Source organism: Paenibacillus sp. FSL W8-1187 (genome assembly GCF_037965485.1).
Lineage (GTDB): Bacteria > Bacillota > Bacilli > Paenibacillales > Paenibacillaceae > Paenibacillus_O > Paenibacillus_O pasadenensis.
This window is the reverse complement of the sequence record NZ_CP150181.1, coordinates 2,710,327-2,732,509: the sequence shown is the minus strand read 5'-3', so window position 1 is coordinate 2,732,509 and position 22,183 is coordinate 2,710,327. Positions and strand designations below refer to the sequence as shown.

The 22,183-nt window shown below is 65.7% G+C and carries 18 protein-coding genes; 1 reads left to right on the top strand and 17 read right to left on the bottom strand.

What is annotated here, in order from left to right; genetic code table 11:
- Nucleotides 1-8 precede the first annotated feature (8 nt).
- Genes NYE40_RS11815 through NYE40_RS11800 form a run of 4 tightly spaced genes read right to left on the bottom strand, consistent with a single transcriptional unit; the run spans nucleotide 9 to nucleotide 3,096 of the window.
- Nucleotides 9-842, bottom strand: coding sequence for an MBL fold metallo-hydrolase (locus NYE40_RS11815; protein ID WP_028597664.1), 834 nt, complete (start codon nucleotides 840-842; stop codon nucleotides 9-11).
- 2 nt (nucleotides 843-844) lie between these two features.
- Nucleotides 845-1,513, bottom strand: a complete 669-nt coding sequence (locus NYE40_RS11810; RefSeq protein ID WP_028597663.1) for a GNAT family acetyltransferase — start codon at nucleotides 1,511-1,513, stop codon at nucleotides 845-847.
- A gap of 32 nt (nucleotides 1,514-1,545) precedes the next feature.
- Nucleotides 1,546-2,211: a GNAT family N-acetyltransferase gene (locus NYE40_RS11805; protein WP_028597662.1), complete on the bottom strand. Its 666-nt coding sequence runs from the start codon at nucleotides 2,209-2,211 to the stop codon at nucleotides 1,546-1,548.
- 24 nt (nucleotides 2,212-2,235) lie between these two features.
- Nucleotides 2,236-3,096, bottom strand: a complete 861-nt coding sequence (locus NYE40_RS11800; RefSeq protein ID WP_028597661.1) for a carbon-nitrogen hydrolase family protein — start codon at nucleotides 3,094-3,096, stop codon at nucleotides 2,236-2,238.
- A gap of 191 nt (nucleotides 3,097-3,287) precedes the next feature.
- Here NYE40_RS11800 and NYE40_RS11795 point away from each other — a divergent pair, with 191 nt between their 5' ends.
- A complete protein-coding gene (locus NYE40_RS11795; RefSeq protein ID WP_028597660.1) occupies nucleotides 3,288-3,770 on the top strand; it encodes a C40 family peptidase in 483 nt (160 codons plus the stop codon).
- A 193-nt stretch (nucleotides 3,771-3,963) separates the two neighbouring features.
- On the opposite strand, the gene NYE40_RS11790 is transcribed toward NYE40_RS11795, so the two are convergent.
- The 13 genes from NYE40_RS11790 to metH all read right to left on the bottom strand — a co-directional run bounded on the left by NYE40_RS11790 (nucleotide 3,964) and on the right by metH (nucleotide 22,145).
- On the bottom strand, nucleotides 3,964-5,337 hold the full coding sequence (locus tag NYE40_RS11790; protein WP_028597659.1) for a HAMP domain-containing histidine kinase: 1,374 nt from the start codon (nucleotides 5,335-5,337) through the stop codon (nucleotides 3,964-3,966).
- Nucleotides 5,334-6,032, bottom strand: a complete 699-nt coding sequence (locus NYE40_RS11785) for a response regulator transcription factor (RefSeq protein WP_028597658.1) — start codon at nucleotides 6,030-6,032, stop codon at nucleotides 5,334-5,336. The genes NYE40_RS11790 and NYE40_RS11785 overlap by 4 nt, the downstream gene beginning before the upstream one ends.
- Before the next feature lie 32 nt (nucleotides 6,033-6,064).
- A complete protein-coding gene (locus NYE40_RS11780) occupies nucleotides 6,065-7,621 on the bottom strand; it encodes an ABC-F family ATP-binding cassette domain-containing protein (RefSeq protein ID WP_028597657.1) in 1,557 nt (518 codons plus the stop codon).
- Between the two features lie 106 nt (nucleotides 7,622-7,727).
- Nucleotides 7,728-9,353, bottom strand: a complete 1,626-nt coding sequence (locus tag NYE40_RS11775; RefSeq protein WP_052332984.1) for a serine/threonine-protein kinase — start codon at nucleotides 9,351-9,353, stop codon at nucleotides 7,728-7,730.
- 116 nt (nucleotides 9,354-9,469) lie between these two features.
- The gene (locus tag NYE40_RS11770; protein WP_028597656.1) at nucleotides 9,470-10,486 is read right to left on the bottom strand and encodes an SAM-dependent methyltransferase; all 1,017 of its coding nucleotides are present in this window, start codon (nucleotides 10,484-10,486) and stop codon (nucleotides 9,470-9,472) included.
- Nucleotides 10,483-11,274, bottom strand: a complete 792-nt coding sequence (locus NYE40_RS11765; RefSeq protein WP_101809470.1) for an ATP-binding cassette domain-containing protein — start codon at nucleotides 11,272-11,274, stop codon at nucleotides 10,483-10,485. Before NYE40_RS11765 ends, NYE40_RS11770 begins: the two co-directional genes overlap by 4 nt.
- A 40-nt stretch (nucleotides 11,275-11,314) precedes the next feature.
- On the bottom strand, nucleotides 11,315-12,163 hold the full coding sequence (locus NYE40_RS11760) for a deoxyribonuclease IV (protein ID WP_339279962.1): 849 nt from the start codon (nucleotides 12,161-12,163) through the stop codon (nucleotides 11,315-11,317).
- Between the two features lie 2 nt (nucleotides 12,164-12,165).
- Nucleotides 12,166-12,984: a DNA-formamidopyrimidine glycosylase family protein gene (locus NYE40_RS11755; protein ID WP_101809114.1), complete on the bottom strand. Its 819-nt coding sequence runs from the start codon at nucleotides 12,982-12,984 to the stop codon at nucleotides 12,166-12,168.
- A gap of 49 nt (nucleotides 12,985-13,033) precedes the next feature.
- Nucleotides 13,034-13,882 carry an HAD-IIA family hydrolase gene (locus tag NYE40_RS11750; RefSeq protein ID WP_339279961.1) on the bottom strand — a complete coding sequence of 283 codons (849 nt, stop codon included), beginning with the start codon at nucleotides 13,880-13,882 and terminating at the stop codon, nucleotides 13,034-13,036.
- Nucleotides 13,879-15,201 (bottom strand): ribonuclease H-like domain-containing protein, encoded by a 1,323-nt coding sequence (locus tag NYE40_RS11745; RefSeq protein ID WP_101809112.1) that lies wholly within the window; start codon nucleotides 15,199-15,201, stop codon nucleotides 13,879-13,881. Before NYE40_RS11745 ends, NYE40_RS11750 begins: the two co-directional genes overlap by 4 nt.
- Complete coding sequence (locus tag NYE40_RS11740; RefSeq protein ID WP_028597650.1) at nucleotides 15,198-17,480, bottom strand: DEAD/DEAH box helicase; 2,283 nt, start codon at nucleotides 17,478-17,480, stop codon at nucleotides 15,198-15,200. Before NYE40_RS11740 ends, NYE40_RS11745 begins: the two co-directional genes overlap by 4 nt.
- 212 nt (nucleotides 17,481-17,692) lie before the next feature.
- Nucleotides 17,693-18,643, bottom strand: coding sequence for a ribonuclease Z (gene rnz / locus NYE40_RS11735; protein ID WP_028597649.1), 951 nt, complete (start codon nucleotides 18,641-18,643; stop codon nucleotides 17,693-17,695).
- 61 nt (nucleotides 18,644-18,704) lie between these two features.
- Nucleotides 18,705-22,145, bottom strand: coding sequence for a methionine synthase (metH, locus tag NYE40_RS11730; RefSeq protein WP_028597648.1), 3,441 nt, complete (start codon nucleotides 22,143-22,145; stop codon nucleotides 18,705-18,707).
- Nucleotides 22,146-22,183 lie beyond the last annotated feature (38 nt).

Below are 22,183 nucleotides of genomic sequence, written 5' to 3'. Positions count from 1 at the left end.
GGCGCCGCCTACTCCGGCTTCGCCGATCCTCCGAGCCGTCTCGTCAAGCCGGTCTCGGCGAACGCCATTCCTGCCGGCAAGCCGTAGTCGCGCATCAGGTCGATGTCATGCGAGAGATGGGTCAGCAGCAGCTCGCCGGGACGCAGCTCCCGCTGCAGCTCGATCGCCTCCTTCACGTCGTAGACGGAGCGCGTCTCGTACGGATGAGGCTCCTCGTAGAAATTCGTGCCGAGGATGACGAGCCGGCAGCCGCGAAGCGGAGCCTTCATGCCGTCGTCGAGGCCGATCGCATCGGAGCAGTACGCCCAGCTTGTTGCCGTCTCCTCCTGGTCGAAGCGGTAGGCGTAGGAATAGCCGTTGTAGCCGTGATGGACGCGCCAGCAGCGGATCGTCCAGCTGCCGAGGCGCAGCGGCTCGTCGCAAGGCATGAAGTCGATCCAGCGCTCCAGCCACGGAAAGCGGTCGAGGATCGTCAGGATGACCTCTGCCGGTGCGTAGGCCGTGCCTTTTCGGCCCTCGTAGCGGCAGGCGTCCGCCCACTCGACGAGCCCGCCGATGTGATCGAAATGCGCGTGCGTGATCAGAATGCGGCGCACCGAGCGAAGTCCGGCGGCCTCCATCTGCCGTCCCCAATCGGGACCGCAGTCGATCAGCGTCGCTCCTCCGTCCGCATCGAGTCCGTCCAGCAGCAGCGACGAGCGCAGCCGGCGGTTGAAGCCCGTCTCGCGGGCCTCCTTGCAGACCGTGCAGCTGCAATAAACGCGCGGCACGCCCATCGAGTCGCTCGTGCCGAGAAAACGGAGCTCGAGCGGGCCCGGAGCCCCGGCTTCGGTCGCGCCCATCGCTACAGCGGGAGCAGGGCGACGCGCTCTTGCCGCTTCAGCCCCGCCACCATGTCGTACCACTCCGCCGGCTTGGCCTCGATCGCCGAATAGTAGGTCTCGAGGAACTGCGCCGCCAGCGCGCCGGAGATGCCGTCCAGCTCCTCGTCCTTCGGAAGGAAGCCGAGGTCGAGGCCGCTCACCGCCCCGCCCTGCAGATCCCAGGAAGGATGCACGTAGTCGAGCTCCAGCCGCTTGTAGCCGATATGGGACAGCACCTCGCGGCGCACGATCGGATTCATCGGATCGGCTCCGCCAAAGCCATGCTCCGTGCGGTACGGATCGTAGATCTCCGCGAACATGCCGATCGGCTCCGTGCCGGATTCGGCCGCCAGGCGGGCGAGCTCCTTTTCCCGGCTGCGCAGCAGGAACCGTCCGACGCCGAGGCCGGGACGGCCGATGATCGTGAAATCGGTCATCGCGACGCGCAGCTGAGGATAATAGCGGTATTCGGTCGCGCCTACGGCCTCCCCGTCATGCAGGGCGACGCAGACGTGGATGCCCGGATCCTGAAGCGGCTCCGCCCACAGCTCGTAGGCGAGCACCTCCTCCGGCGGGAACACGTCCTGCAGCAGGCGGTGCAGCTTGGGGAAGTTCTCGTCCTCGATCGACGTGATGCGGTAGTAGTCCATGTCATCGCTCTCCTTGTTCGTCAAGTTCGTCTTCATCTGCGGGAATAGAACGGATTGCGCCATTCCATCATCGCGGCATAGCCGCATGATTCCTCGTCGTCCAAATAATTCGCGGCGACGCCGGCCGGCGTCCGCCCGCAGCGCAGCAGGAAGCTCATCACCGGATCCTGCAGCTCTCCGCGCAGGACGGCGTCGACATAGGCTTCGGCGCTCATCTCCGCCGCATGGCGGTGATAGCCCGGCAGGCGGCCGCCGCCGAGCAGCCGCTCCAGGCCGAGATGGACGACCGTCTCGCACATCGTCTGCATGAGCCATCGGCCGATGCCGCTCTTGCGGTACTCCGGCACGACGCAGATGTCGACGACATACAGCGTCTCGCCATCCGGCTCATGGGTCGAGAGGCTGCCGTCCCCGGTCGCCTCCGCCCAGCTGCGATGCTCGCCGCTCGCGGCATGAAGCCTCATCCCGGTCATCGAGCCGACGATGACGCCGCCGACCTCGGCGCACAGCGCCCCTTCCGGGAAACGGCGGACATGCTCGGCGAGCTGCGGGCGCGTCCAGAGCAGCTCCTGCGGATAAGGCGGCGGAAAGCTCAGCCGCTGCGCCTCGATCAGCCCTTCGGCATCCTCGAGCCGATAGCGGCGGATGGCCGTCTCGACCGGCTTGCCCTCGTGAAGGACGTAAAGCGTCTTGTTCATGTCGCGTCAGCCGCTCCTTTCAGGTCAGAACCAGTCCGGATAAAGATCGGTGCGACGGTCGCGCCACGTCGTCACCGAGCCGGCCCGGCGCACGTCCTCCAGCAGCTGCAGGTCGAGATCGGCGACGATCAGCATGTCCTGATTGTCGTCGCCCTCGCACAGGATGCCCCGCGGCGGGAACGGAATGTCGTTGGGCGTAAGGACGGCGGCCTGTCCGTAGTTGGCGCGCATGAAGTCGACGCGGCGCAGCGAGCCGGTCGTGCCGGTCGTGACGATGTACACCTGGTTCTCCACCGCCCGCGCATGCGCGCAGTAGCGGACGCGGTAGAAGCCGTGGCGGTCGTCGGTGCAGGACGGGCAGTAGATGACGTCGGCGCCCTTGGCCCGCGCCATGCGCACGATTTCCGGAAACTCGATGTCGTAGCAGGTCAGCATCGCGATCGTGCCGAAAGGCGTCTCGAACACCTCCAGCCCGTCGCCCGGAGCCATGTTCCATTCCTCGACCTCGGTCGGCGTCAGATGGAGCTTGGCCTGCGTGCGGATGCCGCCGTCCGGGTAGAACAGATAAGCGGTGTTGCGCAGCTTGCCGTCGTCCGAGCGGACGACATGCGTGCCGCCGACGATGTGCATGCCGTACTCGGCCGCCAGTCCCTGGAACAGCTGCTCGTAGCGCTCGGTGAACTCCGGCAGGCGGCCGATGCCGAGCGGCCTTCCCTGCTCGTCTCCGATCGACAGCAGCTGGGTCGTCAGAAACTCCGGAAACAGCAGCATCTGCACGCCATATTCCGAAGCATTGCGCACGTAATGCGTCGCCTGGGCGGCGAATTCCTCGAAGCTGCCGATATCCTCCAAGCGGTATTGAACCGCCGAAACTCTCACTTTCACCGCAAATCGCCTCCTTGAAACGCCTTCATGAGAAGATTCTCACGAAGTTCTCATATTGACGGGGGAATCGCGCCAGAACAGGAATCCTGCTCTTACTGGCAGAAATTAGGCTGCTCCCCGTATGGTATAGTAGCCTCAGTCGAAAAACACCCTAGTACACCGTACACCATGATGGAGGGACACCACAAGATATGCGCAAGAGCAACTGGAAAAAAACGATCGCCCGCCTCAGCCTCTGTGCTGCTATCGGCGTGGCTGGCATCCATATCGGATCGCTTCAAACGGCTTCGGCCGCTACGCCTGAGTCGGAGAAGCTTCTCGATTACGGCAAGCAGTACCTTGGCGTTCCTTACCGGCTCGGAGCCCCGAGCGGCGTCACCTACGCGTTCGACTGCTCCTCGTTCACTCAATACGTCTTCGAGAAAAACGGGATCACGCTCCCCCGCACGTCGTCGCAGCAAGCACAAAAGGGCGATAAGGTCGCCCGCGGCTACCTGAGCAAAGGCGATCTCGTATTCTTCACGAACAGCAACGGCAAAGGCATCGGCCATGTGGCCATCTACGCCGGCTCGAACAAGATCCTGCATACATACGGCAAGACGGGCGTCACCGTCTCCAGTCTCGGCACCTCGTACTGGAACAAGCATTATGTGACCGCCAAACGCGTGCTGTAATTCGCATCGAAGACTTCGCATCGAAGCCTCCGGGCGCCCAGCTTTTGCAAGCTGGCGCCCGGAGGCTTTTTGCGTGCGCCGAGACGTCTTGGACATCAGGCGCTCAGGCGCCAGGCGTTTGGGCGTTTTGGGCATCAGGCGTTTCTGGGCACCAGGCGTTCAGGCGCCGGCGCAAAAAAACACGTCTGGCCGCTCAGCGGCCGGACGTGTTTTTGAGCGTCTGCGGAAATTGCAGCGTAATCGTCGTGCCCTTGCCGGGCTTGCTGAACACGTCGATCTGGCCTTCATGCAGGTCGACGATGCGCTTGGCGATCGACAGGCCGAGTCCGACGCCGCCGGTCGTGCGGCGGCGCGCGCCGTCGACGCGGTAGAAGCGCTCGAACAGATGCGGAATCTCGTTCTCCTCGATGCCGATGCCCTTGTCGGTCACATGAATGCGCACCGACTGCTTGACCGAGCTGACCGTGACGTCGATCGGCTCCTTGCTGTACTTGATCGCGTTGTCGAGCAGGATGACGAGCAGCTGGCGGATCTTGTCCTTGTCCCCGGACATCCGCAGCCCTCCGGCGGACGTATGGACGCGGATCTGGCGCTGGAACGTCAGCTGCAGCATCGAAGCCAGCTCGTCCACCATCTGCACGACGTCGAACGTCTGCAGGCTGAGCCAGTCCTCCTGCTCCGCCTCGGCGAGCATGAGCATCGACTTCGTCAGGTTCTGCAGCCGCTCCGACTCCTTGGCGATCGCCTCGATCGCCTCGTCGCGGATCTTCACGTCGTCGCGGCCCCAGCGCTTGAGCATGCCGGCGTAGCTGCTGATGACGGTCAGCGGCGTCTTGAGCTCATGCGAGGCGTCGGCGACGAATTGCTTTTGACGGGCGAACGTGCGGTCGAGCCGCTCGATCATCTGGTTGAAGGCGCGGATGAGCTGCAGCAGTTCCGCCGACTCCTCCTTGTCGCCGATCTCGATCTTGCGCAGCTTGCCGCTGCGGTCGATCTCGCGCATCGTCTGCACCATGTGCTGGATCGGCGCCGTCAGGCGCGAGGTGAACCAGAATGTGCCGAAGATCGCGAACAGGATCGCCCCGATGCTCGTCACCGACAGCGCGGCGACGAGCACCTTCATGTAGCTGTCCTGCAGGTTCAGCTTGCGCTCGATCTCGAGCATGCCGATGATCTCCGAATCCTCGTACAGCGGCACCTTCATGTACAGGACGCGCGTGCTGCCGACGAACATCTCCCCCTGCACATGGTACGGCTCGAACTTGACCGGCAGCGCGAGCAGGTCGGTGTCGGAGCCCTGCAGGTTGACCGTCTTGCCGTCGGGCGTGATGATGCGGATCAGCTCGTTGACGTTGTAGAATTCCCGCAGCAGGCCTTCGTCGGACAGATGGTCCTTGTCCATGATCTTGTTGTTCTCGAGGATCAGGTTGACCTTGTTCGTCATGACCTGCTGCTCGCTGCGGGTCGTGATCTTGGTCATGAACAGATAGACGAAGATGTTGAACAGGATCAGGATGAAGATGAGCCAAAAGATGGTGAAAAGCGTGAATCGCTTGCGGAGGGTCATGCCTCCGGCTCCTTCATCATATAGCCGACGCCGCGCACCGTATGGATCAGCTTGTGGCGGAAGCCCTTGTCGAGCTTCTGGCGCAAGTAGCGGATGTAGACGTCGACGAGATTCGTCTCGCCCATGAAGTCGTAGCCCCACACCTCGGAGAGGATCTCCTCGCGGGATTTCTCCTCGTTTTTATGCTGGGCGAGATAGACGAGCAGCTCGAACTCCCGCGGCGTCAGGTCGATCGCGAGCTCCTTGCGGAACACCTTGCGGGTGCGGAGCTCGACCGTCAGATCGCCGATCTTGAGCAGGTCGGAGCCTTCGGATTCCTTGGGATTCTGCTGGAAAATGCGGAGCAGGTTGCGCACGCGCGCGAGCAGCTCCTCCATGGCGAAGGGCTTGGTCACGTAGTCGTTCGCTCCGTGCTCAAAGCCGCTTACCTTGTCGGGAACCGTATCGCGGGCCGTGATGAGAATGACGGGAATGGGATTGCCGGCCTGCCGCAGCCTGCGCAGCACCTCGATGCCGTTGAGCTCTGGCAGCATGACGTCGAGCAGGACGAGGTCCCACTCGCCGGAGGTCGCCTGCATGAAGCCGCTGCGGCCGTCCGCGGCATGTCCGACCTCATAGCCTTCATGCTCCAGCTCGAGCTGGAGGATGCGGGCGATGCTCTCTTCGTCTTCGATTACCAGGACGCGTTCATTCATTCTTGGATGTCACCTGCTTTCCGGTTGGATAGCTAGCTTTGAGCCTGCTTGAGCGACCACGATTCGACGTCCCACGTCTTGGTCACCCAGCTCTCGTAGAAATCCGGTTCATGCGAGACGAGCACGACCGTGCCGCGATACCCTTCGAGGGCGCGCTTCAGCTCGGCCTTGGCGACGACGTCAAGATGGTTCGTCGGCTCGTCGAACAGAATCCAGTTGCTCTCGCGCAGCATCAGCTTGCACAGCCGGACCTTGGCCTGCTCGCCGCCGCTCAGCTGGTTGAGGGCGCGGGTAATATGCTCGTTCTTGAGGCCGCAGCGGGCGAGCGCCGCGCGCACCTCATGCTGGTTCATGCCCGAGAACTCGTTCCAGACGTCGTCGAGCGGCGTCATCGTCGGAGCTTTGGCCTCCTGCTCGAAGTAGGCCGGCAGCAGGTAGTCGCCCCGATACACCTCGCCGCCGAGCGGCTCGATGCGGCCGAGAATCGTCTTGAGCAGCGTCGACTTGCCGACGCCGTTGCAGCCGACGATAGCGATCTTGTCGCCGCGCTCGATCAGCATGTCCATCTCCGGCAGCAGCTGCTTCGTGTAGCCGATGCGCAGCCCCTTGGCCTCGAAGATCGTCTTGCCGCTCGTGCGCCCTTCGTTGAACTTGAACGTCGGCTTGGCGGCCTCCTCCGGCTTGTCGATGCGCTCGATCCGGTCGAGCTGCTTCTCCCGGCTCTTGGCCCGGCCCGAGGTGGACGCGCGGGCTTTGTTGCGCTGGATGAAGTCCTCCTGCTTCTTGATGAAGTCCTGCTGCTTTTCGTATGCGCCCAGATGCTGGGCTTTATTCAGCTCGGCCATCTCGAGGAACTTCTCGTAGTTGCCCGTATAGCGGGTCAGCCGCGCGAACTCCAGATGATAGATGACGCTGACGACCGAGTTCATGAAGCCCGTATCGTGAGAAATCAGGAGGAAGGCGTTGGGATAGTTGCGCAGATAGCCCGCCAGCCAGGTGATATGCTCCTCGTCCAAATAGTTCGTCGGCTCGTCGAGCAGTAGGACCGTCGGCTTCTCGAGCAGCAGCTTGGCGAGCAGCACCTTGGTGCGCTGGCCGCCGCTCAGCGCCGTGACGTCGCGGTCGAGGCCGATCGCGTTCAGTCCGAGGCCGTTGGCCATTTCCTCGACCTTGACGTCGAGCATGTAGTAGTCGCCGATCTCCAGCTCCTCCTGGATCTCGCCCATGCGCTCCAGCAGCGCGTCCAGGTCGGCGTCCGGCTCGCCCATGGCGGCCGTCACCTCGGACAGCTCCTGCTCCAGCACGAGCAGCGGCGCGAAGGCGTCGCGCAGCACGTCGCGGATCGTCTTGCCGGCTTCGAGCTTCGTATGCTGATCGAGGTAGCCGTAGCGGATTTTCGGCGTCCACTCCACGCGGCCCTCGTCTTTGAGCTGCTTGCCGGTCAGGATGTTCATCAGCGTCGACTTGCCCGCGCCGTTGGCGCCGACCAGGCCGACCCGCTCGCCTGCGAGCAGGCGGAAGGAGACCTCCTTGAACAGGATGCGGTCTCCGAATGTATGCGATAAATTTTCTACGGTGAGTAAGCTCATGAGTGGTTGATTTCTCCATTCCTTTGAAATGCGAAGGAAACCGGATCAGCGGCCCCTAATAGGTGATTGTACCATAAACCGCCCCTTCTTGGCTCCCCCTCCCGAGCTAAAAGTGCAGCTTCGCGGCGAGACGCTCCAGAAGCGGCGACAAAGCTCCGCGCACCGCCGCTGCCGCCGCTCCGCGCCGCGGCAGCGGGAAGCCCTGCCAGAGCAGCTCGTACCACGATTCCGGCTCCAGGAACGGCAGCTGGGCGTCCGGCCGAGCCGGCAGCAGGTCGAGCCACTCGCGCCTTCCCGCGAAGCGGACGTCCTTGTTGGCGACCCAGCGCATGCGGTCCGGTCCGAGCCGGGCGGCCAGCTCCTCCAGCCGCTGCAGGCGCTCGCGGCTCCAGCGGGACGGATCGGGATCGGCGACGACGATGACGGCCGCCGAGGCGGCGACGGTTCGCAGCGCTTCGTCCCCGGTCCACCCGGAAGACCAGTCGAGCAGCTGCAGCGCCCCGGCGCGGCTTCTCAGCATGAGGTCGAGCCTCGCCGCCGCCTCGTCCCGCTCCAGCCCTGGTGCGGCAGCCAGCCGCGGCAGCCATTCGACGCCGTCCTGCAGCCAGCGGCCGAAACGCGGATCGAGCGCGGCGGGCAGCGGCTCCGGCGCTCCGAGCAGCGTCCGCCAATGAGGACGGACGCCGTCGAGCTCGGCCGCCTGCACCGGCCAGCCGCGCTCGGCGGCGAGCCGCGCCAGCATGAGGCAGACGAACGTCGCTCCGCTGCCCGGAGACAGCGACAGCACGGAGAGCCTGCCCGGCGCCGCGACGCGCGGCAGCCCCGCCGGGAAGGCGGCTGTCGGCGCGGCGAACGACGGCAGGCCGCCGGCCGCCGGCGCCTCTCCCTCCGCCTCCAGCCAGCTGCGGATCGCCGCCTCCGCCTCGCGCATGCTGGCGTAGCGGCGGCCGCGCTCCTCCTCCAGCAGCCGCGTCAGCCAGTACGGCAGCTCCCTCGCCCGCCCCTCGTGTCCGCGCCGTCCAGGGAGCGCACCGCGCATGAGGCGCACGAGCAGGCAGCCGAGCCCGTACATGTCGGTGCGGGCATCGCTCTGCTCGCCGGCGAGCTGCTCCGGCGCCGCATAGCCGGGCGTGCCGAGCTGCGTCGTGTCGGACGCCGCTTCGGGCGAGAAGCGGCGGGAGATGCCGAAGTCGATTAGCATGAGCTTCCCGGAGCGCGCGGCCATCACGTTGGCCGGCTTGAGGTCGCGATGGATGATCGGCGGACGCTGCTCGTGCAGGTAGGCGAGCGCGGAGCACAGCTGCAGCGCCGCGGCGGCCGCCTCTAGCGCCGTATAGCCGTCCGGCCTGGCCCGCGCCTCCTCCTCCAGCGTGCAGCCTTCGATATAATCCATGACGAGCATTTCCGGCTGTCCTCCCTCCGCAGGGAAATAATCGTACAGCCGCGGCAGATGCGGATGCTCCAGCTTCATCTGCAGCCTCGCCTCGTCGGCGCTCGGACGCTCGCTCCAGCTTCCGGCCGGCTTCAGCTTGAGCGCCCGCAGCGCGCCCCCGAGGCGCAGATCCTCGGCCGCATACACTTCCCCCATGCCTCCTTTGCCGAGCAGGCTGAGGATGCGGTAGCGGCCTCCCTGCACGTCGCCGGGCTGCAGCCAGCCGTCTTCCTCCCGCTGGCCGAGCGCCTCCGTCTCCGCCGCCAGCCCCGTCCGTCTTCCGTCTTTCTTCCGCAGCATGCCGTTTCCCCTTTCCCGAATGAAAAAAAGCATCCCGCCGCAGGCAGACTTCTCCCCATAGAGAGTCTGCCGGCATGCGGGATGCTTTCCCGTTTGAATGATGCCGTTCTTATTATTTATCGTTTCGTCATGCAGAGGGTCATTTCCTCCCGGTTGTGGAAAAGCTGGCGCGCGCCGACGATCTCGAACGCCTCGCCGAAGCGCTGCATCACCTCGCGGATCGTCTGCAGCGGCTTGCGGTGCATAAGCTTGATCGTGACGATCGCCGTGCCTCCGCTTTGCAGCGCCGGCGCGAGATCGAGCACGAGTCGGCACATCTGCATCGGGCTCCAGCTCATGTCGCAGACGAGCAGATCGAAGCTGCCCGGGGCGAACTTGACCTCGGAGGCGTTTTTGCGCAGCACGGTCAGCGTCCGGTACGCCTGCAGCGAGGGATGGAGCTCGGCGGGGTCGACCGCCGTCACCTTGAGCCCGCGCTCGAGCAGCAGCGACGTCCAGCCGCCCGGCGCCGCGCCGATGTCGAGCGCCCGCGAGTATCGCGAGTAGTCGAGCCCGAATTCGCGCTCGGCCTCGAGCAGCTTGAACTTGGCCCGCGAAATCTGGCCGTCCTCGCGCTGGAAGCGGACGGCTCCGCCCGGCCAGTCGCTCAGCATCTCCTGCGGCGTGCCGATGCCCGCATACAGCGTATCGCGCGCCGCGTAGACGGCGACGAGCGCATCCGGCTGCTTGTGCGCCGGCTCCGCTCCCGCTTCGGCCAGCACGGCGTCGAGCACGGCTCGCGCGTCGGCGGCGGAATAAGGGAACGGGCTGCCCTCCGCCTTGCGGATATGGACGCCGACCCGCTGGCCGGCGAGCTGGCCGCGCGCGAGCCGCAGCCAGTCGCTCAGCCAGTCGAGGTCGTCGGCGTCGAGCGACATCGCGCGCGACGCGTCGACCGGCTGCAGATGGCGCAGGAAGATCGGCTTGCGGGCCTGGATCGACTCCAGCACCTCATCGCGCCCTTGCGGCAGCTGCATCAGAAACGTCTCGCCCGGCGACAGCTGCGAGAGCGACATGCCCTCGAACTGCCGGCGGAGCTCCTCCATCGCATAGGAGGCGTATTGCTTGTTGGCGGTACCTATCCAAACGGTCAATTCTCTACACCATCCGCTCTTACTTTTATCCATGGCCTGCCGTAATCCCAATCCACCTCGATCGGCGCCTCGTACGCCTGCGAGAGCACGTCGCTCCGCAGCACCTGCTCCTTGGGGCCTGCATGAAGCAGGCTGCCCTCGTGCAGCAGCGCCACATGGGTAAACAGCGGCAGGATCTCTTCCATATGGTGAGTCACATACAGCACGGTCATCCGCTCGTCCGTCAGCCGGGCGATCGACGCCAGCAGCTTCTCCCGCTCATGCAGATCGAGACCGGAGCACGGCTCGTCGAGAATGAGCAGCTCCGGCGAGCTCATGAGGGCGCGGGCGAGCAGCACCTTCTTGCGCTCGCCCTGGGACAGCGTGCCGAGCGGCTGCTCGGCGGCATGGGCGAGCCCCGCCCGCTCGAGCTGGGCGAGCGCCTTGCTTTTGACAGCGGGGTCGATCTCCTGATAAAAGCGCAGGAAAGCGTATTCGCCCGTCGCCACGACTTCCCAGACGGGATCGGCGAGCGCCAGCTTCTCGAGCAGCGACTGGCTGATATAACCAATCCGCTTGCGGACCTCGCGCACGTCGCATTCCCCATAGCGGAAGCCGAGCACGTCGAGCGTGCCGCTCGTCGGGAACAGATAGCCGGTCATCATCTCGAGCAGCGTCGTCTTGCCCGAGCCGTTGCGGCCGAGCAGCACCCACTGCTCGCCGCGGCCGATCCGCAGGCTGACCTCGTTCAAAATCGTCCGCTGGTCCCGCTGCAGATGCAGCCGGTCCAGCTCTATGACAGCCGTCATGGGCATCCCTCCTCACGGTCGATCGTCTTGCCGCAGCGGTTCATCGCCGGCCCTCCGCTTCCGCGCCGAGCAGCCTCTCCAGCTGGCCCTCGTAGCCGCCGCCGTCGTCCTGGCTCGTCTCCAGCACGGCAGGCACGCCGGGAAAATGGCGCAGCAGCCAGCCGAGCCCGGCCAGTCCGAGCTCGCCCTCGCCGATCCGGGCGTGCCGGTCCTTGCGCGAGCCGGACGGGTAAACCGAGCCGTTGAGATGAAGCGCCCGCACCTGCCCCCGCGCCGCGGCTCCGGCCGCGGAGACCGACCATGTCGGCTGCTCGCCGCCGTCCCAGACGCCGCTCGCGAACAGATGGCAGCTGTCGATGCAGATGCCGAGCTTGTCCGGCTCGCGGCATAGCGCCAGCACCTGCGCCAGCTCCTCCATCGTCATGCCCATGAAGCCGTGGTTGCCCGCCTGGTTCTCGATCAGCAGCCGGCAGCGGCCGTCCCAGCGCTCGGTGATGAAGTCGAGCGTGCGGATCATCAGCTTGTACCCTTCCAGCGGGTCGCCGTCCTTGTAGACGCCGAAATGCACGACGACGCCCGAGGATCCGCAGCTTTCGGCGATGTCGAGATCGTTCAGCAGCGAGAGCGCCGTCCGCTCGCGGGTGCTGGCATCCGCCGAAGCCAAATTGCACGGATACGGCGAATGGGCGATCGAATCGATGCCCCGCTCGACGCAAAACTCGCGGCAGCGGCCCGCATCGCCGCGGTCGAACGCCTTGGCGCCGAGCGAGCGCGGATTTTTGGGGAAATACTGGAACGAGCCGCAGCCGATCGCCGCGGCCCGCTCCGCCGCCGCACGGTAGCCGCCGCGCGTGCTCACATGGCAGCCGAGCCTGCCGAAGCGGCTCATCGTCAATGCTCCTTTTGGCAGCTCGGACAGAAGAACACCTTGCGCGACGACTGCTCCTCCTGCACGATCTTGGTGCCGCAGCGCAGGCAAGGCTCGCCCGGCCGGTCGTACACCTTGCACTGGCTGTTGTAGCCGCCCGTCGTCTCGTCGCCGGCGCGGAACGGATGCTCCATGTAGCCGCCGAGCGTCTTGGCCTCGGTCAGCACGGCCTGCGTCGACGCGTAGAGCCTCGACAGCGTCGCCGGCTCCAGCGAGCCGATGCGCGCGCCCGGCCGCACTTCCGCCTGCCAGGCGATCTCGTCGGCGTAGCAGTTGCCGATGCCGGCCAGCACGCTCTGGTCGACGAGCGCCGACTTGAGCGCGCTTCGCTTTTTGGCGAGCAGCCGCTGCGCGAACCGCTCCTCCGTCAGCTTCGGATCGAGCGGCTCCGGACCGAGCTCGGCGAGCCTCGCCTCCGCCTCGCGCGCGCTCAGCAGATGCAGATAGCCGAGCCGCAGCCCGATGAAGTACAGATTGCCGCGCTCGAAGCCGAGCCGCACCTGCACCGTCCGGTCCGGCTTTTCCTCCTCCGAGCCGTAGAACATCCAGCCGCCCAGCATCAGATGCGCGAGCAGGCGCTCGCCGCTGTCCAGATGCAGCAGCAGATGCTTGCCCCGGCGCTCGACGAACCAGACCGCGCGTCCTTGCACGCGGCGGATGAACTCATCGGCGGGAACATTCAGCGATTTTTCGCGGCCGACCTCGGCGGAGACGATCTTCTGCCCCGCCAAGGCGTCCGACAGCAGCACGCGGTATCGATCCATCTCGGGATATTCCGGCATGGTTGGCTTCGCATCCTTCCTCATGGTGTAGGGACTTCGCGTCCCGTTCTTATGTCCCGTTCCCGCACGTTATATACGCGGACAGCTCGGCGAGCCCCTCGCAGGAGGCGAACGGCTGGACGCCCGCCGCCTCGGCGTAGCGCGCATAGCTCTCGGCATCCGTAAGCCCCGTCAGGACGAGGATCGTCCGGCAGCCCGAGCTTTCGCCCGAAGCGATGTCGGTCGCAACATTGTCGCCGACGACCCACACTTCGTCCGCGGGCCGTCCGAGCCGCTCCAGCGCGTAGTCCATCAGCACCGGAGACGGCTTGCCGATCAGCACCGGCTCCACGCCGGACGCGGCGCGCAGCATCGCGCCGATCGAGCCCGCCCCGGGAAACAGGCCGCCCTTGGAGGGCAGCAGCAGGTCGGGATTGGTCATGATATAGCCTGCCCCGCCGAGCAGCTCGCGCACGGCGGCAGCCGCCTTGCCGTATGTAAAGTCGCGGTCGATGCCCTGCACGACCACGTCCGCGCCCTCGTCCGCGAGCGTCAGTCCGGCCGCCAGCAGCGCCTCGGACAAGCCGCTCTCGCCGATTAGGAACACGCGGCCGCCCGGATACAGCTCCGCCGCATGCGCGGCCGCCGCCTGGGCGGAGGTGCACACCTCGTCCGCCTCGGCGGGAATGCCCATCCGGCGCAGCCGCTCGGCTACGTCCTCGGGGCTGGCCGAGGAATTGTTCGTCACGTACAAATAAGGAATGCTCGCGGCGCGGAGCGATCCGATCAGCTCCGGCGCCCCTTCGATCGCCTCGTCTCCGCGGTAGATCGTGCCGTCCAGATCCAGCAACAAGCCGGATATCGGCCGGTCCGGCCGGCGCAGTCCGGGAAGCTCCAGCTTCGCCGTCTCGTTCGTCATGCTTCCGCCCCCCTGTCTGATGCCGCCCCCGCCTTGCGGAGCAGGCGGTCCCGGCGCTTGCGCAGCTCCTCGAGCTCCGCTCGGCGCCGGGAATCGCGCCTCTGGAGCGGATGCGCGGAGGCGAGGCCGAGCGCCTCCTCCGCCAGCAGCAGCGCAGCCAGGCTGTCCTTGGCCTTGTGCTCGTAGTACATGGCCAGCTCGACATGCGGGCGCCAGTCGGGGACGGCTCTCGCCGCGCCCCCGGCCGCGGCTCGTTGCCACAATACCACAGCGCGTTCCCAATTGCCAGCCTTCTTGTCCCTCATCGCGAGCCCGTGCAGGACGTCCGGGGAGGCGCCGAGGCGGGCGAGCCGCCCGTACAGCCGCTCCGCCTCCTCGGCCTCGCCCATCCGCTCCAGCCAAAGGCCGGTCCGCAGCAGCTCCTCGCCGGCGTCCGGCATCGGAAAAGCCGCTCCGGCCTCGCCGGCGAGCAGCCGGCCGAAGCGGATGCCGAGGCAGGCCAGCGTCACCATGTCCTGCTCGTTGTGGCGGAACACGCCTTCGAGCACGGAGGGGTCTTCTTCCGCCAAATAGCGGAAGTACAGCGTCGGAGCCATCGAGCCCGGCACGTCGTCCTCGCGGAAGATGCCGAGCCGCTCCTCCTCCACATGGCTCAGCCGGCAGGAGGCGAGGGTGTTTTTCCAGATGCTGCGCGACGGATGGAGGAAGTCGAGATGCAGCAGCTCCGGCAGCGAGCGGCCGAGGCCGTTCAAAATGAGGCGCGTCTGCACGAGCGGCCAGTCGAACGAGCGGCCGTTGTACGTGGCGAGCCAGCGGAAGCGCGGCAGCAGCGCCTCCAGCTCGGCGAGCATCGCCCGCTCCTCCGCCGGATGGCGGATCAGGAATTGCCGCACGACATAACGGTCCGCCTCGAAGTAGCCGAGCCCCGTCATGAACGGCACGTTGCCGGTCCCGCCGCCGAGCCCGGTCGTCTCGAGGTCGAGGAACAGCACGTCGCCCGGCAGCGGCGCCGCCCCCGCCTCCGGATGAAAAGCGGCCAGCCGGGCGCAGGCATCGGTCCACTCCTGCAGCCGGTGATGGCCGCTGCGATGCGTCAGCGGCAGCCGCAGCCGGCGCTCGAGGCATTCGCCGAATTCATTGACATGCAGCCGCACGCCGAGCTCCGCCCAGCCCGGGCCCGCATCGCCTTCTTCGCAGCGGTGGGCAGCGGCCAGGCACTCCGCCGCCGCTTCCTGCTCCGACCGGTCGGGCGATGCTTCCTGCTCCTCCGCCGGCTTGACGCCGCGCAGCCGGTTCATCCGATCCCGCAGCGAGCTCATGGGCGCACCGCCTGTCCGATGAGCTGCAGCGCCTGCCGCTTGCCAAGCAGCCCGACCTCCTCGATCGGCCCGACGCAGGCCGGACAGCCGCTCAGGCAGCCGCATGAGGCGATCAATCCGCTGGCGCGGGCCAGCAGCTCGTCATGCACCGCGTACAGCCGCTCCGCGAGGCCGATGCCGCCCGGATAGCGGTCGTAGAAATAAATCGTCGGCAGCTGCGTATGCACCGCCTTGACCTGCGGCACGACGCGGATGTCGAGCGGATCGCACATCAGATAGAGCGGGGCGATATGCACGAGCACGTTCGCCAGGCCGAGCAGCGCGAACTGCATGTCGTTCGCGTTCATCCCTTCGGCCGCCTCCGGGCTGAAGCTGAACCAGTAGGCGCTCGTGTGCAGCTCCTCCTCGGGCAGATGGATCGGACCGGAGCCGATGTTCTCGTGCGTCCGCAGCCGGATCTTCTTGAAGATCGTCGGCTTGGCGTTGACCGTCACCTCTCCGTACTGCAGCCGCAGCCGGCCGCTCGTCCGCTCCTTGTCCGCATGGAGCACCTTGAGCTCCACCGCGAGGCTCGCATCCGTATAGTAGTCGACGTCGACGCGGCGCACATAGGCTTTCTTTTCCGGAAAGTCGAGCTTCTCCACCTGGTACTGCACGCCCTCGTGGATGTAGATCGCCTCCTCGTGCACGAGCGTCGGCGCGCTGAAGCGGTCGACCTCGCCGAGCACGCGGCTGCCCTCGCTGAGGTCGATGATGACGACGTTCTCCTGCGCGGCGGAGCGCAGCGAGATGCCGTGCGCGGGAAAGCTCTGCTCCATCCAATACCAGCGGTCCTTGACGTGATGCAGCACCTTTTCCTCCGTGAGGAACTCGAGCATGTCCTCGAGCCGCTCGCCGCCGAACGTGTCGCCCGCGCGGAACGGGAGCTCGTAGGCGGCGCATTTGACATGGTCGATGAGGATGAGCAGGTTGTCGGGATGGATGAGCGCGCGCTCCGGCGGAGCGCTGAAGAAGAAGTCCGGATGCTGGACCATGTACTGGTCGAGCGGATTGCTGCTGGCGACGAGGAACGTCACCGAGCTCGTCTGCCTGCGCCCGGCGCGCCCCGACTGCTGCCAGGTGCTCGCCACCGTGCCGGGATAGCCGTTCATGACGCAAGCCTGCAGCTGGCCGATGTCGATGCCGAGCTCCAGCGCGTTCGTGCTGACGACGCCGCGGATCTCACCCGTGCGCAGCCCCTTTTCGATCTCGCGCCGCAGCTTGGGCAGATAGCCGCCGCGGTAGCCGCGGATCGTCCGGTCGTCCAGCTTGCCGCGCACCGCGTCCTGCAAATACGTCAGCAGCAGCTCGACCCGCACGCGGCTGCGCGCGAACACGATCGTCTGCACGCCCTGCTGGAGCAGGCGCGCCGCCAGCTTGCGCGTCTCGAGCACGCTGCTGCGACGGATGCCGAGCTGCTGGTTGACGACCGGCGGGTTGTAGAAGATGAAATGCTTCTCTCCCATCGGCGCGCCGTTGTCGTCGACGAGCGCGACCGGACAGCCGAGCAGCCGCTCGGCATGCTCCTGCGGATTGTCGATCGTCGCCGAGGCGCAGATGAACTGCGGCTCCGAGCCGTAGAAGCGGCAGATGCGGAGCAGCCGGCGGATGACGTTGGCGACATGGCTGCCGAACACGCCGCGGTAGGCGTGCAGCTCGTCGATGACGATGTAGCGGATGTTCTCGAACAGCTTGACCCACTTCGTATGATGCGGCAGGATCGCCGAATGCAGCATGTCGGGATTCGTCACGACGATATGGCCGGCATTGCGGATCGCCTGGCGCACCTGCGGCGGCGTGTCCCCGTCATACGTATGCGTCTTGAGCTCGACCTCCATCCGGTCGGCGAGCTGCTGCAGCTCCGCCACCTGATCCTGCGCCAGCGCTTTTGTCGGGAACAAGTAGAGCGCCCGTCCCGCATCGTCCTCGAGCAGCGACTGCAGCACCGGCAGGTTGTAGCACATCGTCTTGCCGGAGGCCGTCGGCGTCACGGCGACGACATGCCTGCCCGCGCGCACATGCCGGTAAGCGTCATGCTGATGGGTGAACAGCGCTTCGATGCCCTTGCACCGCAGCGCCTCGGCGAGCTTCGGATGCAGCTCGTCCGGGAACGGACGCGTCCGCGCCTCGCGCGCCGGAATCGTCTGCCAATGGGTCACATGCTCCATGATTTCGGGGTCATCCCGAAGCTCCAGCAGCCAGTCGTCCAGGCTGTCCGCTCTTCCCGTCCATCGGTTCATGGTCTTCCCTCCGCTCTTTGCTTCAAGTCTTTCTATTGTACAGAATGCATGTTCGGCCCGCAATCCTTTCCTCGGCATCGAATTAATCCCATCCAATTTTAACGAGGTTAATGATTAACGGGGTTCGAACGGAGGAAAGGCAAAAAAATCGGCTCCCCGAAGGAAGCCGACATCAATCGCTTCAAGCTGCGCCGCAAGGCCGGAAGGCTCGCTCAGCAGGTCCCGTCCGTCTCCGGCTCCCCGGGCCTCGGCACTTCGATCGCAAGCAGATCCGCTCCCGCATAGCTTTCCGGGAACAGCGTCCGCGCCTCGGCGACGAGGCCGTCCATGTCCTCGTCGCGGTAGCGGCTGCTGAAATGCGTCATGTACAGCCGCTTCGCCCCGGCCTGCCGCGCCGCCTCCGCCGCCTGCAGCGTCGTCGAATGCCCGTAGGCGGCGGCTTTCTCGGCCATGTCGCCCTGGAACGTCGCCTCGTGCACGAGCAGGTCGGCGTTCGCCGCGAGCCGCGCGATGTTATCGCAGGGCACCGTGTCGCCGAGGATCGTGATGACCCGGCCTTTGCGGTCGGGAGCCGTGACGTCCGAGCTGCGCACGGTCCGCCCGTCCGGCAGGCGGACGTCGCGGCCGTTTTTGAGCTGGCCGAGCAGCGGGCCGAACGGGACGCCGAGCGCGCGCGCCTTCTCGGCGTCCAGCGCTCCCGGGCGGTCTTTTTCCGTAAGGCGGTAGCCCCAGCAAGGAACCCGATGCTGCAGCGGATACGCCTCTACCGTGTAATCGTCCTCTTCATAAACGACGCCTTCGACCAGCTCGGTTACGATCAGCTCGTACTCCAGATGCGAGTAGGTCGCGCTGAAGACGGCCTCGAGATAGGCCTTGAGCCCCGTCGGCCCGAACAGGCGCAGCGGGCCGGCCCCGGGATGGTAGGAGCGGCTGCTCAGCAGGCCGGGCAAGCCGTTTACATGATCGCCGTGCAGATGCGTGATGAACACGGCTTCGATCCGGCTGATCTTGATCGGCGTGTTCATGAGCTGATGCTGTGTCGCCTCCCCGCAATCGAACAGCCATGCCGAGCAGCGAGGCGGAGGCAGCGTCAGCGCCATGGCGGTGACGTTGCGCTGCCGCGACGGCCTTCCCGCCCCCGTGCCTAGAAACGTCAGCTCCATCGCTCCCTCCTCCTTTCCTTCCCTCCGGATGCGTCCGCAAGCGGCTCGCCTTGGTTTCGGCTCAAGCTTTGTCTACGTTGAAGTACTGCGCTTCCGGATGCGCGAACACCATGGCGGAAACCGAAGCCTCCGGCTCCATCATGAAGCCTTCGGTCAGCTCGACGCCGATATCCTCCGGATGCATCAGCTCGAACAGCGGCCCTTGATCCTCGAGATTCGGACAAGCCGGATAGCCGAACGACACGCGGATGCCCTGGTAGCGCGCTCCATGCCGCTGCTTCATCGTCATCTCCGGCGAATCGGGGTAGCCCCAGACGTCGCGCATCATGTGATGGACGCGTTCGGCGAGTCCCTCGGCCACCTCGAGCGCCACCGCCTGCAGCGCATGGGAGCGCAGGTAGTCGCCCTTGTCCTTCCACTCGCCCGCCAAATCCCGCACGCCCGCTCCCGCCGTCACGACGAGGAAGCCGACGTAGTCCATCTCGCCGCTCTCGACGCTGCGCAAATAGTCGGCGAGGCAAAGATGAGGCTCCACCTGCTGGCGCGGGAAGCTGAAGCGCTTCAGCACCTTCGCTTGGTCCTGAGGATCGTAGACGACGATATCGTTTCCGTCCGATTGCGCCGGGAAGAACCGGTACATGCCATGCGCCTGGATGATGCCGTCCCGCGCCGCTTCGGCGAGAATGCCGTCGACGGTCTCCTTGAGCGCGACGACCTTTTCGTCCCGCTGCGCGAGCAGCTCCTCGACCTTGCCGCGCACGCCGAGATGGTGGCCGAGCAGCATCTGCATGTTCACATACGGCACGATCTGCGGAATCGGCACGCTGCGGAGGATATGGCGCTCCAGATCCGGCGGCACGAATACCGGCGCGTCCTGCGAAATCTTGCTGCGGACCGCGCGCGTCAGCTGCGGCAGCTGCGGCTTTTCCTCGACGGCGACCGCTCCGGACGCCTTCTGCTCCGCATGCTCGGCTTCGAGCGCCGCGCGGTGATCCTTGTTCATCAGCTTGTTGGCGATGTCGAGGCCGTCCATCGCATCCTTGGCATACAGGACGAGGCCGTCGTACTCCGGTCCGATCCGGGTTTTCGTGAACTTGCGGGTCAGCGCCGCGCCGCCGACAAGGATCGGCACGTCGATCTCCGCATTCCGGAGATCCTGCGCGGTGACGACCATCTGCTGAGCCGACTTGACGAGCAGGCCGGAGAGGCCGATCGCATCGGCCTTTTCCCGGCGCTGCGCTTCGATCAGCTGCTCCGGCGGCACCTTGATGCCCAGGTTTACGATATGATACCCGTTATTGGCAAGAATAATCTCGACGAGGTTCTTGCCGATGTCGTGCACGTCGCCCTTGACGGTCGCCAGGATGATCTTGCCCTTGACCGACGACTCGTTCTTCTCCATGAACGGCTCCAGATGGGCGACCGACGCCTTCATCACCTCCGCGCTCTGCAGCACCTCGGCTACGATCAGCTCGTTGTTGTTGAACAGCCGGCCGACCTCGTCCATGCCCTTCATGAGCGGACCGTTGATGATCTCGAGCGGAGCCTGCGCGAGCAGCGCTTCGTCGAGGTCGGCGAACAGCCCTTCCTTCGTCCCCTCCACCACATAGGACGCGAGGCGCTCGTCGAGCGGCAGGCTCGATTTCTTCTCCTTCCGCTCGACCTTCTTCTCGCGGAAGGCGGCGACGAAGGCGGCGAGCGTCTCGTCGTTCGTCCGGTAGATGAGATCCTCCGCCAGCTTGCGCTCATGCTCGGGGATCGAAGCGTAGCGCTCGAGCTTCTCCGTGTTGACGATCGCGTAGTCGAGGCCCGCCTTGGTGCATTCGTACAGGTAGACGGAGTTCAGCACCTCGCGGCCGGCCTCCGGCAAGCCGAAGCTGATGTTGCTGATGCCGAGGATCGTATGGCAGCGCGGCATCGCCTGCTTGATGAGCCGGATGCCCTCGACCGTCTCCTCGGCGGAGCCGATGTACTGCTCGTCGCCGGTGCCGACCGGGAACATGAGCGGATCGAAAATGATGTCCTCCGGCTGCAGCCCGTACTTGCCGACGAGCAGGTCGTAGGAGCGCTGCGCGACCGCCAGCTTGTCCTCCCGCTTGATCGCCTGGCCGCGCTCGTCGATCGTGCCGACGACGACGGCGCCGCCGTACTTGTGCAGGATCGGCACGACCGCCTCGAACTTCTCTTCCCCGTCCTCCAGGTTGATCGAGTTGATGATCGCCTTGCCCTGCGAGTACTTGAGCGACAGCTCGATGACGGCAGGATCGGTCGTGTCGATGACGAGCGGCGCCTTGACGAGCTTGACGACGATTTCCAGGAAGCGCCGCATGTCCTCGCTTTCGTCGCGATCCGGGTCCTGCAGGCAGACGTCGATGACATGCGCGCCTTTCTTGACCTGGGCGCGGGCGATTTCCGCCGCCTCCTCGTACTTGCCCTCGACGATCAGCCGCTTGAACTTGCGGGAGCCGAGCACGTTCGTGCGTTCGCCGACCATGTAGGGCCGGTTGTCCGGCTCGATGTAGACCGTCTCGATGCCGGACACGGCCGGGGCGTGCGAGCCTTTCCGCTGCCGGGGGGCGTAGCCGGCCATCGTCTCCGCCAGCGCGCGGATATGGGCCGGCGTCGTGCCGCAGCAGCCGCCGGCGATGTTGAGCCAGCCGCGCTCGGCGAAGGCGCCCATCTTGAGCGCGAGCGACTGCGGCGATTCATGGTACTGGCCGTTCTCGTCCGGCAGGCCGGCGTTCGGATAGCAGCTGATCGCCGCATGGGCGATGTCGCTCAGCGTACGGATATGGTCGCGCATGAACTCCGGTCCGGTCGCGCAGTTGAGGCCGATCGAGATCGGCTCCAGATGCTCCAGCGAGATGTAGAACGACTCGATGTTCTGACCGGCCAGCGTCGTGCCCATCGGCTCGATCGTGCCCGAGATCATGAGCGGCAGCTTCACGCCCGCCAGCTCGTACGCTTCGCGGATGGCGATGCTGCCGGCCTTGACGTTGAGCGTATCCTGGCTCGTCTCCAGCAGCATCGCGTCGACGCCGCCTTCGATCAGCGCGAGCGCCTGCTCGCGGTAGCTCTCGACGAGGCCGTCGAAGGTGACGCCGCCGGTCACCGACAGCGTTTTCGTCGTCGGCCCGATCGCGCCGACGACGAAGCGAGGATGCTCCGGCGTGCTGAAGCGATCCGCCGCCTGGCGGGCGATCCGGGCGGCGGCCAGATTGATCTCGCGCGCCTTTTCGGGAATGTCGTACTCGGCCAGCACGATGCTGGCTCCGCCGAACGTGTTCGTCTCGATCAGATCCGCGCCCGCCTCGAGGTACTGCTCATGGATGGATCGGATGACGTCCGGACGCGTCAGCACGAGCATCTCGTTGCAGCCGTCGAGCTCCTCGCCGCCAAAATCCTCGGGACGGAGATCCGCCTGCTGGATCATCGTGCCCATCGCTCCGTCCATGATCAGGATGCGCTTTTCCAGCATTTCATGCAAAGTCGGCTTCGACAATTCTCTACACCCTTCCCCCCAAAAATCATTACCGTTTA

Excerpts from the sequence above, each read along its gene's own strand:
- NYE40_RS11815 (WP_028597664.1), bottom strand. The coding sequence starts at position 842 with ATGGGCGCGACCGAAGCCGGGGCTCCGGGCCCGCTCGAGCTCCGTTTT.
- NYE40_RS11765 (WP_101809470.1), bottom strand. The coding sequence starts at position 11,274 with ATGACGGCTGTCATAGAGCTGGACCGGCTGCATCTGCAGCGGGACCAG.
- NYE40_RS11755 (WP_101809114.1), bottom strand. The coding sequence starts at position 12,984 with ATGCCGGAATATCCCGAGATGGATCGATACCGCGTGCTGCTGTCGGAC.
- NYE40_RS11775 (WP_052332984.1), bottom strand. The coding sequence starts at position 9,353 with ATGCTGCGGAAGAAAGACGGAAGACGGACGGGGCTGGCGGCGGAGACG.
- NYE40_RS11780 (WP_028597657.1), bottom strand. The coding sequence starts at position 7,621 with ATGAGCTTACTCACCGTAGAAAATTTATCGCATACATTCGGAGACCGC.
- NYE40_RS11740 (WP_028597650.1), bottom strand. The coding sequence starts at position 17,480 with ATGAACCGATGGACGGGAAGAGCGGACAGCCTGGACGACTGGCTGCTG.
- NYE40_RS11790 (WP_028597659.1), bottom strand. The coding sequence starts at position 5,337 with ATGACCCTCCGCAAGCGATTCACGCTTTTCACCATCTTTTGGCTCATC.
- NYE40_RS11745 (WP_101809112.1), bottom strand. The coding sequence starts at position 15,201 with ATGAGCTCGCTGCGGGATCGGATGAACCGGCTGCGCGGCGTCAAGCCG.
- rnz (WP_028597649.1), bottom strand. The coding sequence starts at position 18,643 with ATGGAGCTGACGTTTCTAGGCACGGGGGCGGGAAGGCCGTCGCGGCAG.
- NYE40_RS11805 (WP_028597662.1), bottom strand. The coding sequence starts at position 2,211 with ATGAACAAGACGCTTTACGTCCTTCACGAGGGCAAGCCGGTCGAGACG.
- NYE40_RS11810 (WP_028597663.1), bottom strand. The coding sequence starts at position 1,513 with ATGGACTACTACCGCATCACGTCGATCGAGGACGAGAACTTCCCCAAG.
- NYE40_RS11750 (WP_339279961.1), bottom strand. The coding sequence starts at position 13,882 with ATGACGAACGAGACGGCGAAGCTGGAGCTTCCCGGACTGCGCCGGCCG.
- NYE40_RS11760 (WP_339279962.1), bottom strand. The coding sequence starts at position 12,163 with ATGAGCCGCTTCGGCAGGCTCGGCTGCCATGTGAGCACGCGCGGCGGC.
- NYE40_RS11795 (WP_028597660.1), top strand. The coding sequence starts at position 3,288 with ATGCGCAAGAGCAACTGGAAAAAAACGATCGCCCGCCTCAGCCTCTGT.
- NYE40_RS11785 (WP_028597658.1), bottom strand. The coding sequence starts at position 6,032 with ATGAATGAACGCGTCCTGGTAATCGAAGACGAAGAGAGCATCGCCCGC.